This is a genomic window from Sphingobacterium paramultivorum, assembly GCF_014109745.1.
Taxonomy (GTDB): domain Bacteria; phylum Bacteroidota; class Bacteroidia; order Sphingobacteriales; family Sphingobacteriaceae; genus Sphingobacterium; species Sphingobacterium paramultivorum.
Genome location: NZ_CP058555.1, coordinates 1,643,899 through 1,658,400, shown reverse-complemented (window position 1 = coordinate 1,658,400; position 14,502 = coordinate 1,643,899). Strand labels below are relative to the sequence as shown.

At 38.1% G+C, this 14,502-nt stretch carries 15 protein-coding genes and 3 tRNA genes; 12 read left to right on the top strand and 6 right to left on the bottom strand.

The features are described from left to right. Positions 1–34 precede the first annotated feature (34 nt). Positions 35–220: a hypothetical protein gene (locus tag HS960_RS07175; protein ID WP_046673540.1), complete on the bottom strand. Its 186-nt coding sequence runs from the start codon at positions 218–220 to the stop codon at positions 35–37. A 208-nt stretch (positions 221–428) separates the two neighbouring features. On the opposite strand from HS960_RS07175, the gene HS960_RS07170 reads away from it, so the two are divergent. The 3 genes from HS960_RS07170 to HS960_RS07160 all read left to right on the top strand — a co-directional run bounded on the left by HS960_RS07170 (position 429) and on the right by HS960_RS07160 (position 2,913). After that, positions 429–671, top strand: coding sequence for a hypothetical protein (locus tag HS960_RS07170; protein WP_153844578.1), 243 nt, complete (start codon positions 429–431; stop codon positions 669–671). 84 nt (positions 672–755) lie between these two features. Then, positions 756–1,409 carry an NAD(P)H-binding protein gene (locus HS960_RS07165; protein ID WP_153844579.1) on the top strand — a complete coding sequence of 218 codons (654 nt, stop codon included), beginning with the start codon at positions 756–758 and terminating at the stop codon, positions 1,407–1,409. Between the two features lie 91 nt (positions 1,410–1,500). After that, complete coding sequence (locus HS960_RS07160; RefSeq protein WP_182331968.1) at positions 1,501–2,913, top strand: alkaline phosphatase; 1,413 nt, start codon at positions 1,501–1,503, stop codon at positions 2,911–2,913. A gap of 42 nt (positions 2,914–2,955) precedes the next feature. On the opposite strand, the gene HS960_RS07155 is transcribed toward HS960_RS07160, so the two are convergent. From HS960_RS07155 to HS960_RS07145, 3 genes are all read right to left on the bottom strand, one after another. Continuing rightward, positions 2,956–3,028, bottom strand: a tRNA-Thr gene (locus HS960_RS07155). A gap of 33 nt (positions 3,029–3,061) precedes the next feature. Then, positions 3,062–3,134, bottom strand: a tRNA-Thr gene (locus tag HS960_RS07150). A 34-nt stretch (positions 3,135–3,168) separates the two neighbouring features. After that, positions 3,169–3,241: transfer RNA gene (locus HS960_RS07145), tRNA-Thr, on the bottom strand. Positions 3,242–3,512: 271 nt separating this feature from the next. Between HS960_RS07145 and clpB the strand changes: the two genes are divergently transcribed. Then, positions 3,513–6,113, top strand: a complete 2,601-nt coding sequence (gene clpB, locus HS960_RS07140; protein ID WP_153844580.1) for an ATP-dependent chaperone ClpB — start codon at positions 3,513–3,515, stop codon at positions 6,111–6,113. A 60-nt stretch (positions 6,114–6,173) separates the two neighbouring features. On the opposite strand, the gene HS960_RS07135 is transcribed toward clpB, so the two are convergent. Further along, complete coding sequence (locus HS960_RS07135) at positions 6,174–6,668, bottom strand: TlpA family protein disulfide reductase (protein WP_153844581.1); 495 nt, start codon at positions 6,666–6,668, stop codon at positions 6,174–6,176. A 157-nt stretch (positions 6,669–6,825) separates the two neighbouring features. Between HS960_RS07135 and purN the strand changes: the two genes are divergently transcribed. Further along, positions 6,826–7,398: a phosphoribosylglycinamide formyltransferase gene (gene purN / locus HS960_RS07130; RefSeq protein WP_159726569.1), complete on the top strand. Its 573-nt coding sequence runs from the start codon at positions 6,826–6,828 to the stop codon at positions 7,396–7,398. A 244-nt stretch (positions 7,399–7,642) separates the two neighbouring features. Here the strand turns inward: purN and HS960_RS07125 are convergent, their stop codons facing one another. Next, positions 7,643–8,875, bottom strand: a complete 1,233-nt coding sequence (locus HS960_RS07125) for an MFS transporter (RefSeq protein ID WP_153844583.1) — start codon at positions 8,873–8,875, stop codon at positions 7,643–7,645. A 91-nt stretch (positions 8,876–8,966) separates the two neighbouring features. Here HS960_RS07125 and HS960_RS07120 point away from each other — a divergent pair, with 91 nt between their 5' ends. The 7 genes from HS960_RS07120 to HS960_RS07090 all read left to right on the top strand — a co-directional run bounded on the left by HS960_RS07120 (position 8,967) and on the right by HS960_RS07090 (position 14,494). After that, complete coding sequence (locus HS960_RS07120) at positions 8,967–9,464, top strand: DUF4442 domain-containing protein (protein WP_153844584.1); 498 nt, start codon at positions 8,967–8,969, stop codon at positions 9,462–9,464. 40 nt (positions 9,465–9,504) lie between these two features. After that, entirely contained in the window at positions 9,505–9,927 is a 423-nt protein-coding gene (locus tag HS960_RS07115; protein WP_153844585.1) for a transposase, read from the top strand. Positions 9,928–10,028: 101 nt separating this feature from the next. Continuing rightward, positions 10,029–10,676, top strand: coding sequence for an SCO family protein (locus tag HS960_RS07110; protein WP_120334303.1), 648 nt, complete (start codon positions 10,029–10,031; stop codon positions 10,674–10,676). Between the two features lies 1 nt (position 10,677). Further along, positions 10,678–11,097, top strand: a complete 420-nt coding sequence (locus HS960_RS07105; RefSeq protein ID WP_153844586.1) for a c-type cytochrome — start codon at positions 10,678–10,680, stop codon at positions 11,095–11,097. Between the two features lie 291 nt (positions 11,098–11,388). Further along, positions 11,389–11,976, top strand: coding sequence for a TetR/AcrR family transcriptional regulator (locus HS960_RS07100; RefSeq protein WP_158638758.1), 588 nt, complete (start codon positions 11,389–11,391; stop codon positions 11,974–11,976). 8 nt (positions 11,977–11,984) lie between these two features. Next, the gene (locus HS960_RS07095) at positions 11,985–13,310 is read left to right on the top strand and encodes a TolC family protein (RefSeq protein ID WP_153844587.1); all 1,326 of its coding nucleotides are present in this window, start codon (positions 11,985–11,987) and stop codon (positions 13,308–13,310) included. A gap of 26 nt (positions 13,311–13,336) precedes the next feature. Continuing rightward, on the top strand, positions 13,337–14,494 hold the full coding sequence (locus tag HS960_RS07090) for an efflux RND transporter periplasmic adaptor subunit (RefSeq protein ID WP_075992753.1): 1,158 nt from the start codon (positions 13,337–13,339) through the stop codon (positions 14,492–14,494). The last annotated feature ends 8 nt before the right edge of the window (positions 14,495–14,502 follow it).

The window sequence follows — 14,502 nt, the reverse complement described above, 5'->3', positions numbered from 1 at the left end:
TGGGATCCTGAACATCTATTTCAGGATCCCCACACTACTTACCAATATTTGCCAATTCTTCTTCTGTCCAGTAGATCAATTCGCGCAAAACATATACATTTTCATAGCTTCCCAATCCGTCGATGTAGTCCCACAAATCACCTTCAACCTTCACTGGTCTTCCATGATGAAGTATATCATACCCATTATCTAACCAATTTTGTATCTGCTCTTTATCCATCGTTATTAAAACTTATTGTTAATTATCTTTAAAATGACTATATCAAATATAATATATTTTACTATGGCTACCCAAAACTGTTTCAAAGAAACTAAAATTTCAACAACTTTTTGACATAGTGACTATCGCTCTTCAAGAAGTTTTCGTGCTAATTGACAAATTTTAAAAATAAAAAAAGTATATTCGTACAACATCAAATATCATTATTATGGCAGATTTTTTCTATGTTGGATTTGAAGGTGAAGATGAATTACTCGAACTGGTGGCTGTATCTACGATTCAATCCCTCCTCTATTTTCAGGATGCCGATCAAGAGGATTTTACAACAATAAAAACCGCTATTGATCAAAATTTTATTGTCGAAGAAGATCTAATCACTGTAGCAGATACACTCAGATTGGATCAATCTATTGTTCGCTTTACTCCTGGCAAGCCTAATTATAAAGATTAATTATATGCTCAATCATCTGGGCAAATAACTCTCAGTAAAGCAATTAATTCAAGATAATTGGTAAAGAAAATAAGTAAGGGAATAATGAAGGTAGTTTTAATAGGCGGTTCTGGCGCTACAGGAAGGGCACTCGTTCAATTGATGTTAAAATCTAAGGAAATTACGGAAATCGTTGTGCTTTTAAGACGTGTCTCGTTTGAGGAGCACATTAAATTGAAACAGGTTGTCGTAGATTTCGAAAATCTAACAGATTTTGAGCAAGTGATACAGGGCGATGTCGCAATTTCCTGCCTTGGCACCACATTAAAAGACGCAGGCAGTAAAGAGGCACAATGGAAAATAGATCATGATCTTAATTTGCAATTTGCGGCAATGGCCAAAAAAAATGGTTTTCCTACGTTTCTCTTATTATCGGCTGTTCTTGCGGATCCTGCATCAAAAATTTTTTATAACCGCATGAAAGGAAGCCTTGAACAAGATGTTAAAGCACTTGATTTCAATCGGCTTATTATTTTCCAGCCTGGAGGATTAATCCGACCAAATACAGATCGCTTCGGTGAAAAAACTGCCCTTACTGCCCTTCGTATCTTTAATACGATAGGATTATTCAAATCATATGAACCACTTTCAGTAGCACAAGTTGCTATGGCAATGTTACAGGCAATCAATAACTATACAACAGGTATCCATACAGTAACCGTTAAAGATATCAAGGAATTAACTGCAGAAACTAGTTGAAACAACTAAAAAAACAATTCATAATATTGAATTAACAGTAAGCTAATCCTAAGGCTTTAATTTGTGTTTTTTTAAAATAACAACTATTCAAATGAAAAAACACGTTTTATTTCTGTTCCTCCTCGTTTTTGTACATGTTTTCCCCTCTTTTGGCCAAGAAGCAAAATACATCTTTTACTTAATTGGTGATGGCATGGGGCTCAACCAAGTTAATCTCACTGAAATTCATCAAGCTGAAGTACAGCATAAAGATAACCCGATCCCACTTGTGTTTACTCAATTTCCTCACGTTGGATTTGTCTCCACACATTCACTGTCCAATGGTGTAACGGACTCTGGCGCCGGAGGTACCGCATTAGCCGTTGGAAAAAAAACCAAAAATGGTGTTATCGGTATGGACAGTACAGGAACAGTCCCCTATAAGAGTATAGCTTATGCCGCGAAGCAAAAAGGGAAAAAAGTCGGTATTATTACAAGCGTCAGCATAGACCACGCTACCCCGGCTTCATTTTATGCGCACCAAGCAGACCGCGACATGTATTACGAAATCGGCAAAGAAATTGTCACTTCCAATTTTGATTTTTTTGGCGGGTCCAATTTTCTCAAACCCGAAACAACATTTGATCATAAAAAGGCGCCATCGCTTTTCCCCATATTAGAAAAAGCCGGCTATAAAGTGCTTAAAGGAAAAGATGCTTATGCACAACTACCAAATAAATCAGATAAGATCATATTGATGAATTCAGATGGCGGCCCCATAGATGCCCTTAAATATGCTATAGACCAAAAGCCAAGTGATTTAAAATTGGCGGATATCACATCTGCAGCTATCACTTCATTGCATCAAGACAATACAAATGGTTTCTTTTTAATGATTGAAGGTGGAAAAATTGATTGGGCATGCCATGCAAATGATGCAGCTACAACGATTCAGGAAGTGTTGGATTTCAATACCTCTGCACAACTTGCCTATGATTTTTATAAAAAGTTCCCAAATGAAACACTTATAGTCGTTACAGCGGACCATGAAACGGGCGGATTAGGTGTCGGTAATGGAAGTTCTTCGCTGAAAACAAAATTCTTGTCCCACCAAAAAATCTCGCATGCAGAACTTTCGAACGCAATTGGCAACCTTCGTAAGAATAATCCAAATGCAACATGGGACGATCTCAAGAATCTCATTGCTGCTCAAACAGGTTTGTTTTCCAAAATTACAATCCATGAAACTGATCGTAGTGCTTTAGAAGCTGCCTATCAAAAAAGCTTTGTCGATCATCAAAATGAAACCGCAAAAAGCCTTTACGCAAGCGACGACAAGATTGCCGCATTGAGTATTTCAATCTTAAATCGGATGGGATCAATAAGCTGGGCCTCTAACAACCATTCTGCCGCCTATGCACCAGTATATGCCATCGGTGTTGGCTCCGAACAATTCAATCAGAAAATGGATAACACAGATATACCAAAGAAAATCGCTACAGCAGCAAAACTTAGTTTAGACTAAACAAAAAAAGATCCCCAAGAAATCTTGGGGATCTTTTTTATGAGCCTCTTATCGGAATCGAACCAATGACCTACTGATTACAAGTCAGTTGCTCTACCAGCTGAGCTAAAGAGGCTTTCAAATGAATTTTAATGAGTGTCGCTCAAAGAGCCTCTTATCGGAATCGAACCAATGACCTACTGATTACAAGTCAGTTGCTCTACCAGCTGAGCTAAAGAGGCTTTTTAAAGAAGTTTAATGCATGTTGCTTAAAAGAGCCTCTTATCGGAATCGAACCAATGACCTACTGATTACAAGTCAGTTGCTCTACCAGCTGAGCTAAAGAGGCGTTACTTCTTTTCAATCTTACAACGTCTGACCGTTTTAAGATGCTGCAAATATCGAAAGCTTAAACCAAAAATGCAAGTCGATTTCAAGAATTTTCTACCCTGCTAAGCCAATTATTTAAAAATCAAGCGCATTATTTTTAATAACTGAAAATTTGTCATGATTCAATAAAAAATATTGCCATTTTTTCCGAAGTATGGCCTAAAACCTGAATGGCACTTCAATTGTTATAACCAATATGTATCAACGAAACTTTAAATAAGACAATAAAAATGAATTTTAACAACTATACAATTAAAGCCCAAGAGGCTATACAAAAAGCTTCCGAAATTGCGGCAGGCCATCAACAACAGGCCATTGAGACAGCGCATATTTTAAAAGCTTTACTTACAGTGGATGAAAATGTTGTCAGCCACTTATTAAAAAAGTTAAATGTCAACCTCAGCTATCTCGGTACTGAACTTGACAAACAAATTGAAGGTTTTCCGAAGGTTAGTGGCAGCAATATTTATTTAAGTAGTGATGCCAACAATGCACTTCAGAAAGCACAGGGCTATCTCAAAGAATTCAATGATGAATTTGTCTCGGTAGAGCATTTACTATTGGGTATCCTGGCAACTTCTGATAAGACCTCAACATTACTTAAGTCACAGGGCGTTACAGAAAAAGACTTAAAGACCGCCATAAAAGAATTGCGCGGAAACAGTCGGGTAACAGATCAAAATGCTGAAGCCACCTACAACGCTTTGGGGAAATATGCTCGAAATTTAAATGAATATGCCGAATCCGGCAAATTGGATCCTGTTATCGGCCGTGATGAGGAAATTCGACGTGTGATGCAGATACTCTCCCGTCGTACCAAAAACAACCCCATACTCGTCGGTGAACCTGGGGTTGGTAAAACGGCTATTGCGGAAGGTATTGCTTACCGAATTATAAAAGGCGACGCACCTGAAAACTTAAAATCTAAGATTGTATTTTCCTTAGATATGGGCGCTTTGGTTGCCGGCGCCAAATATAAAGGGGAATTTGAAGAACGTTTAAAAGCGGTTGTAAAAGAAGTTACCGATTCCAATGGAGACATTATACTCTTTATCGACGAAATCCATACACTGGTGGGTGCTGGAGGTGGTGAAGGTGCCATGGATGCGGCTAATATCCTCAAACCGGCTTTAGCTAGAGGTGAGCTCCGTGCAATTGGAGCGACAACCTTAAACGAATATCAAAAATATTTTGAGAAAGATAAAGCATTGGAACGCAGGTTCCAGAAAGTCATGGTTGAAGAACCCGACACACAAGATGCTATTTCTATTCTCCGTGGCCTAAAAGAACGCTACGAAACACACCATAAGGTACGCATTCTGGATGAGTCTATCATTGCCGCCGTGGAATTATCACAGCGCTATATTTCCGATCGTTTTCTACCAGATAAAGCGATTGATTTAATTGATGAGGCAGCATCCAAATTACGCCTTGAAATGGACTCTGTACCGGAAGCTGTCGATGAGCTTGAACGTCGTATCATGCAATTGGAGATCGAGCGTGAAGCTTTGAAACGTGAAAATGACGACAAAAAAGTCGCAGAACTTTCGGAAAGTATCGCCAATCTATCGGCAGAAAGAGATACGTTGAGAGCATCCTGGCAAGAAGAAAAGAGTCTTGTTGACAATGTTAATCAAGAGATTGAGAATATTGAAAACTACAAACTCGAAGCGGAGCAGGCTGAACGTTCCGGAGACTATGGAAAGGTAGCAGAGCTTCGTTATGGACGGATTAAAGAAGCGCAAGAAAAAGTTGACAAACTAAAGGCTGAACTCGCTGAAAAACAAGAGAGCAAGCGTATGCTCAAAGAAGAAGTTACTTCGGAAGACATTGCCGATGTTGTTGCAAAATGGACGGGAATACCTGTGAGCAAAATGATTCAATCAGAACGCGAAAAATTATTGAATCTTGAGGAAGAGCTTCATAAACGTGTCGCCGGTCAGGATGAAGCAATAGAAGCTATTTCTGATGCCATTCGTCGATCACGCGCTGGATTAAATGATGCGAAAAGGCCAATAGGATCGTTCATATTTTTGGGGACTACCGGAGTCGGAAAAACCGAACTTGCAAAAGCACTTGCCGAGTTCTTATTTGACGACGAACAATCCATGGTTCGTATTGATATGTCGGAATATCAAGAACGACACGCAGTGTCTCGTTTAATCGGAGCGCCTCCGGGATATGTCGGCTATGATGAAGGCGGACAATTGACTGAAGCAGTCCGTAGAAGACCCTATTCTGTTGTTTTGTTAGATGAAATTGAAAAAGCTCATCCCGATGTATTCAATATCCTATTGCAGGTATTGGATGATGGCCATCTTACAGACAACAAAGGTCGTACGGTAAACTTCAAAAACACCATTATCATTATGACCTCCAATACGGGGTCGACCATTATACAGGAGAATTTCAGTCATCTGACCGATGATAATAGGGATGAAATTATCGCCAAAACACGCAATGAGGTCTTCGATCTTTTAAAACAGTCGATTCGTCCCGAGTTTTTGAACCGTATCGATGAAGTGATTATGTTTACGCCATTAAGTCGAGACGAAATTGGAGATATTGTTCGTTTACAATTTGCACATGTTCAGAAACAGCTGGCCGAACAAAATATATTTATTACAGCTTCTGATGAAGCAATGGATTGGCTGGCACAACTTGGTTACGATCCTATTTATGGGGCTAGGCCATTAAAACGTGTTATTCAAAAACGAATTTTAAATGAACTATCAAAGGAAATTTTATCCGGAAAAGTAAATCGCGATTCGATTATTCGTCTAGATGTATTCGACGGTAAATTTGTGTTCATCAATAAACAAGAACAATAAAAAAGCTGAACGTCCGATATGACTATCGGACGTTCTCTTTTTATCATTAATTTTAGACATTTAACCTGTAATACCTAAAGCTTTTAACAACTTGTTTACATCGTCTTCCCCGTCCAGATGCTGTACCAATACTTTAGTTTTTGCATCATAGATATAGAGCGAAGGATAATTGCTTGGCTTAAATTTCTCAATAAATTGAGTTCCAGCATCAAACAAGAATTTCACATTTGGGGCACTTTTCAATGCCTTCGCATGCATATTAATAAATCCATCGACATAAGGCTTGTCATTCATGGAGATAAAATAGAAGGATACATTCTTGAATTTGGACAAGTGCTGTGCGATACCAGCCCCCATTTTCTGGCAATGGCCACAACCCGGGTCGTAAAAATCCAACACAATATATCCCGATTTTGGAAGCTTGTCCGAATTAAACTTGTTAGCCTGATAGACCTCCTCAAAAGTAAACGATGGAAGTGTTTTGGGTGCCTGTGCAAAGACAGGTTGAAATAAAAAAAATACACTTACAAAAAATAGGGAATAAAGGAACCTCATGTTAAAGAAATTTAAACCAACAGTGACTATTCAATTAATTTTAATCAATAATACTTAAAAATGCGCTTCAGTCAACTATTATTTTAGTTTTTTTACAAAAAATCCGTAAATTTGGGCTAATTTTTAAATCGATCAAATCTATTAATACTTATTAATCGTGAAAAAACGAATTGCTATTTTTGCTTCAGGTTCAGGGTCCAATGCTCAAAAAATAATGGAACATTTCAAGTATTCAGATGAAGCTGAGGTTGCCTTGATTTTATCCAATAACCCTGATGCTTACGTTATTCAGCGAGCCGACAATTTTGAAATACCTGCACATATATTTGATCGCGACGAATTTTATAAAACAGACAACGTTGTCAATATTCTTAAAAACTTAAATATTGATCTGATTGTTTTGGCGGGTTTTCTTTGGCTTGTTCCCAATAACCTTCTGAAAGCTTTTCCGAATCAGATTATAAATATACACCCTGCTCTCCTACCAAAATATGGTGGCAAAGGGATGTATGGTGACCATGTACACAAGGCCGTTTTGGCCAATAAGGAAGAAGAACACGGGATAACGATCCACTTCGCAAATGAGCATTTCGACGAGGGGGAAATTATATACCAAGCACGATTCAAAGTCGATCCCAATGATACTTTAGACATTATTAAATTTAAAGGGCAGCAACTCGAACATCAGTACTTCCCTAAAGTAATTGAAAATCTTATCAAAAAAATGTAAAAACAACTCTATTATTTAGAATTGTTTTAAACAAATTGTAACTTTGCTTCATGAACGAAGTTATTGAATCTGTGTTGGAGCTAGATGAGTCAGAAAACAAAGCCGGGTTGTTTCAGTTTCGAAATACGGCTATGAACCCTTTTTCTGACTTTTCCTGTGCCTGCTTTAAAAAGTGTTGCAAAAAATATAAAGAAGGCAAACGCTGTAAAAAATGTCCGGGTCGAAAAAAATAGCCATTTATTGACTACTCCTCCAGGTAATCTAAATCTTTATCAAAGCTTTCTTCTAACTGGGTCAACGAATAAATTGCTATACCTGAAAGAACTAAAACCATTGTAATTGCCGCTGGCACGATTCCAAATGCATTTACTAGAAGTCCATATAGCATCGTTGACGGAATAAGCGCACCGCGCACGAAGTTGGGAGCCGTCGTTGCAACAGTTGCTCTGAGATTTGTACCAAATTGCTCGGCAGAAATAGTTACAAAAGTTGCCCAATACCCCACTCCTAAGCCCATTATAAAGGCAAGACTTAAAAACTTTGTCGCTGTAATACCATCACTCAATAAATACCATAGTGAACTTCCAATGATAATTAATTGACATATAAACACAACTTTTTTGCGGGATTTTAAAACCTGCGCAAATATCCCCGCCAATACATCCCCGATAGAAATACCGATATAGGTAAACATCACCCCTTGACCAGCACTCAGTGTACCTGTAGCCCCCAAGGCTTTGCCTATTTCCGGAGCCTGTGTAACCAAAACACCAACAACAAACCAGATTGGAAGACCAATGCATAGACAGTTGACATACCGTTTTAACCGGCTTTTATTTGTAAAAAGCATACGGATATCCCCTTTCACAATATCCGATTTATCTTGATCCTTAAAGAGTCCTGATTCAAAAGAGCCAATGCGCAACAGTAGCAACAGCAAGCCCATTCCACCACCGACAAAGTAGGCCGTCCGCCAGTCAAATTCTTCCGAGACAAAATAGGCCAATATAGCGCCTAAAACACCGACACCGGCAACCAACATGGTCCCATAACCACGTTTTGATTTATGCATGCTTTCAGAAACCAAGGTAATTCCCGCCCCCAGTTCTCCGGCCAAACCAACTCCCGCTATAAAACGAATAATACCATACATAAGCACATCATGAACAAAACCATTTGCAATATTCGCTACAGAGTATAAAAGAATCGATCCAAAAAGCACTTTTAAACGTCCAAATTTATCCCCTATAATCCCCCAGAGAATTCCACCCAACAGCAAACCGCCCATTTGCATATTGAGCACAAATTCACCTTTTATCCGCATTTCTTCCGCAGGGACGCCAATATCAGTGAAGGACTGAATACGGACTATGGAGAAAATAATCAAATCGTAGATATCGACGAAATAGCCCAATGACGCAATCATAACCAGTAACCATACTTTTCTACTGGATTGTTTTTCTTTTATTGTTGACATTTTAGGTTTTTTGATCTGTAAAAATACCATAGTGAAGCTATAAAACCAAGATTTCGAAAAATAATCCGACACATTGTTTTATTTTTGTATCATGAGATATAGTCCACTTGCCTTAACATGGCTATTACGTATTTACCCACCATTTCTATTTCAGGGAATCTGGGTTAAAAAAATTAGCCCGGGCTTCCAAGGCGCCAAAGTAAAAATTTATAAGACACCATTCAATATCAATACCAACAAAACATTATTTGGAGGAACGATCTTTTCTGCAGCAGATCCTATCTTCCCTATCCTCATTGATCAGTATCTTCAAAAGATTGGATTTAAGAAAACGGTGGCCTGGTTAAAATCATCACAGATCATTTTTAAGAAACCTGGCAAAACCAGCGTGGAATATTCTGTGCAACTCTCCGAGGAAATCCTTGAAGAATGTGCCCATATTATTCGAACAAAAGGCAAAGTAGTAAAGGATTTTACCTTGGAAATTAAAGATAAGTCTGGCGACCTCTGTGCCACGGTGCGCTGTGAAACGTATATTCGTGACTTGAATTTTACATTCCCTTCCAGAAATCGAAATATTGAGCCATAAGAAATTAATATATTTGTCCAATTACCAAAAAATAAGAAACATGAATAAAATCGCGTTTGTAGCTATCGCATCCTTGGCAATAGCAGCATGTGGAACTCAGGGAAATGGTGCAACAGGTGTAAAAGCCTTGCAAGATTCAACAATTAAGATACATGATGAAATCATGCCTCAAATCGCTCATTTCGACCGCGATGCTGTTAAGATAGATTCCATTTTGGCAAATTTAAAAAACCTAAAAATAGCTAAGGCTGATTTAGATACCAATTTAACAAGAAAAGAGCTAGGTACATTGAAAGCTAATTTAGAAAGCGCTACAGACCATATGATGGACTGGATGAAAGGATATAACCCCGATTCAACAGATGTTAAATATTTTGAAACAGAGCTTCAAAAAGTAAGTGATATGAAAAAGATATTTGATAGTGTTTCTAAAGAAAGCCAAGACAAATTAAAGAATTTTTAAATCTAAAAATTCAAATAACTAAGCCCTCCAATTTTGCAAGTAACATTAAATTGTTAATCAAAAAGATGGGATCAAGCTTAACAAACAAAACTATTAAACACATGAGATCCATAACTAAATTTTACTGCGCAACTGGCCTTTTACTCGGTTTATTTTCCTGTAAAAACAATAGCCAGACAAGCTTACCCATCTATGGCGAAAGAGAAGCTGTAGAAAAAACAGTTGATGGAAAACAAATCGTAGATACAGTCTATCATACTATTCCGCCTTTTAAACTGCTCAATCAGGATAGTACAATGATTTCAGACAAAGATTTTGAGGGTAAAGTATATATCGCCAACTTCTTCTTTACCCATTGTCCAAGTATCTGTCCGACGATGAATCGCAACCTATTAAAGATATACCAGCAATATAAGGATAATGAAGAAGTTCGTTTCCTGTCCCATAGTATAGACTTTAAATACGATCAACCCTACGTACTGAAAGATTATGCCAATAAATTGGGCGTAACCAATAATCACTGGCAATTTGTTTCGGGGACTAAAGCAGAAATATATGGTCTAGCCAATCAATACCTGGTTTATACCGCTGAAGATAAAAATGCACCTGGAGGTTACGATCATCAAGGGTACCTTGTCTTAATAGACAAGGATAAAAGAATTCGGGGTGCCTACGACGGCACAAACGATGAGCAAGTAAAAAAATTGATGAACGATTTACCTTTACTCTTGAGTGGGGCTAAAAAATAACATGCGCATTCTCTTAACAACAGGTATAACGATCGGGGTTATTCTATCCATCTTGATAGGCTGTCAGCATGAAGTCGATATCAAAACGGCACAATATGCTGTTAATGGTCAAAAGGTATACCGGACACATTGCCAAAATTGCCACGGAGAGAAAGGTGAAGGATTGGGGAATCTCTATCCTCCCCTAACCGATACCACCTTTCTGCAAACCCATCGTCAAGATCTTGCTTGCATTATCAAGAACGGGACTTCAGGAGAACTTGAAGTAGCAGGCAAAAAGTTCAATAATACCATGCCCGCTTCAAATCTTTCCGCAATTGATATCGCTTATGTATTAACATATATCAATACCAAGATCAATAAAGGGAAGAATCTATATCCTCTGGAAGAAGTGGAGAAAAATTTAAAAAACTGTAAATAGAAAAAGCGTTGGTTTTATAAAACCAACGCTTTTTCTATGCAACCGCTCCACCTCCTTTAATAAAGATCTTCAGGCCAATTTGCTAGCGAAACCCACGCTACAACCTTGACCTTCTTGAAGGTACCTCCCCTCCATCCATCAAAAAAAATAAAAAGTTGAAAACAATTTCACCTTTTTTTCCTTATTGTATTATTGATTCAAATAGTTTTATATTTATTGATTTATAACAATATTCTGACATTTTGGATCCAAATTAATCGTTAATTTTGCAACCGAATGAACGTTCGATTGATGAATTCCAATGAAAAAATTGCGGCAGTACTTGCCAGCACACTAAAACTTATACAAACAAACGGCTTCCATGGAACGCCGATGAGCAAAATCGCACAAGATTCTGATGTAGCAATAGGAACTATCTACCATTATTTTCCATCAAAAGATGACCTAATCTTTGCACTGTTCAAACATTGTAGAACATTACTGAATGATTATATTTTTGATGGTATAAAAGATGATTTCGATTATAAAGATTCCTTTATTCATATCTGGCGCAACTTTGTCAAGTTCTATTTAGAAAATGGGCATATCTTCAGTTTTTTTGAACAGTTTTTTTCGTCTCCTTATTACGAGAAAAACAAAGCTGAGATACAAGAACCTGTAGGTGGACAAAATAAAGTAGTTGATTTTTTACAGGAAGGCATTGATCGAAAAATATTGAAACAGGTAGACGTCCATCTTTTGGTGGCCAGTTATATTGGTGTAGCCTTATCGACTGTTCACAGTATCAAATTTAAAGATCTCAAATTCTCTGAACAGAATGTAGAAGATTTAATTGGGATTATTTGGGATGGAGCTATTAATAGAGAAAAAAATAATTAATTACATATATGAAGTTTAATAAAATCGTTTATTCCTTGGCGGCCCTGTCGCTTTTGAGTAATACAGGATTTGCACAACAGCAATCTGAAAACTTGCCGGCAAATGCAACACTTCAGCAGCTGATTGATTACGCCTTACGTAATCAAATCTCTGTAAAACAAGCACAATTGGACGAGGCCATCGGTGAAAAAGATATCGACATCTCCCTTTCAGGTTGGTACCCACAATTGGGTCTAAAAGGAAGTTATAATTATAATGTCATTGTTCCATTAGCAAATATTGGCGGAAATAATATCAAAATGGGGCAGAACAATGCGAGTGCCTTAACGCTTCAAGCAGACCAACAGATCCTCAATCCTGAGCTAATGCAAGCGAAAAAAGCCGCTGAGCTCGTACGTCTCGGTAATAAACAAAATACGGAGAACAAAAAAATAACAGCTGTTGTAGAGGTAAGTAAAGCTTATTATGACATCCTGACCTCGGAAGAGCAGATCAAGATTGTACGCGAAAATATCGCTCGCCTCCAAAAACAATTGAAAGATGCAAAGTCACAATATGATGTGGGTTTAGTTGATAAAACCGACTATAAGAGAGCGCAAATTGCTTTGGCAAATTCGAATGCGGACGAGAAAAGAACGGTTGAGCTTCGTAAATATAAATACGAATACCTTAAACAATTGCTAGCTTTGGATAAAAGCAAAAATTTGACGCTTTCATTTGATAATAGCAGTATGGAATCAGAGATTCTACTTGATACAACTGCAGGAATGACTATCTCTAATCGAATTGAATTCCAACAATTGGAAACATCGAAAAAGATTCAACAGTTGAGCACACAGTATTATAAATGGACATATTTACCGAGCGTAAGTGCTTTTTATAATTACGCATTCAACTATAGAAATGATAAATTCAGTAAGCTTTATTCCGACAATTTCCCGGGTTCAGTAGCTGGCCTAAATGTTTCTTTTTCAATTTTCGACGGATTTAAACGTAAAAAACAAATCAATAAATCCAGATTGCAGGAAGAAAGAATTGACTGGGACATCAAAAATTTAGAAAACAGCATTAACACAGAATATTCGTTGGCAAAGGCAACCTATAATGCGAATTTAAATGACTGGAAAACAGCTAAAGAAAATGTGGATCTCTCCAAAGAAGTATACGAGACAATCAAACTTCAATATGACGAAGGTATCAAAACTTATCTCGATTTAATGACAGCAGAGACTGATCTCAAAACAACACAGCTCAATTATTTGAACTCTCTTTACGCGCTATTATCAAGTAAATTGGATGTTCAGAAAGCAGTTGGGGCAATCCACACAAATTAATCAATAAACGGAAACTAATACAAATCATGAATAAAAGACAATTATTATTCGCTTTCTTCCTTGGGACGGCATTAGTATGGACCTCTTGTGGAAATAAAGATGCAAAAAAGCAAGGTGCAGCACAGGCTCAGGCTGAAAAAGTTGTCCCTGTCAGCTTTGGTGTCGCATCACATGAGACTGTTACAGGTACAATCAGTTATCCAGCAACAGTCAAACCGTTGAACGAAGCAGATCTATATGCGGAAGTAAGCGGCTATATCACAAAAATATATGTTTCTGACGGTGCAGTAGTTTCCGCAGGACAAGCTCTTTATGAAATTGATGGAACGCGCTACAACGCAGCTGTCCAACAAGCTAAAGCAAGCTTACAGGTCGCACAAACTGATTTGGACCGACAAAAAAGAGATTTAGCACGTTACCAAACATTGGCCGATAAAGATGCGATTGCAAAGCAGGTTTTTGACAATGCAGTATCAAATGTAGCGGCTTCTCAGGCACAGGTAGAGTCGGCTCGTGCGGCATTGGTCACTGCAAATACAAACTTATCACGTTCGACGATTCGCGCTCCTTTCAGTGGTACTGTAGGGATATCACAGGTACGTTTGGGAGCCTTGGTTAACCCTGGTACGACCCTTTTAAATACCTTGTCTTCAACTAGCCCAATTGCTGTTGAGTTTCAGGTAAATGAAAAGGATATTGCCAAATTTACCCAATTGCAAAGCAGCCATTCATCTTCGGACCTTTCTCTTTTATTGCCAAATGGAAGTACTTATGAAGGAAAAGGAACAATCACAACCATTGACCGCGCAGTTGACCCTGCTACCGGAACAATCAAAGTGCGTGCTACTTTCCCGAACAATGCCAACGAATTGCGGGCTGGTATGAATATTACGATGAATGTATCAACAACCTCGGCTACAGAAGAAGTTGTTGTGCCTTACAAAGCTGTCTTTGAACAGCTCGGGGTATTTAACCTCTATGCTGTGAATGATAGCAGTAAAGCCGAAATACGTCAAGTAAAATTGGGTATTAAAGCTGGTGATAAAATTGTGATTAAAGAAGGTGTCAAAGACGGTGAAAAGATTATCGTCGACGGTACCATGAATGTCCAAAATGGAGTTAAAGTAGTTGATGCTGCTGTCGCTGCCCAACAGGCTGCGAAAGGAGCACCTCAAGGAAAATAACACCATTA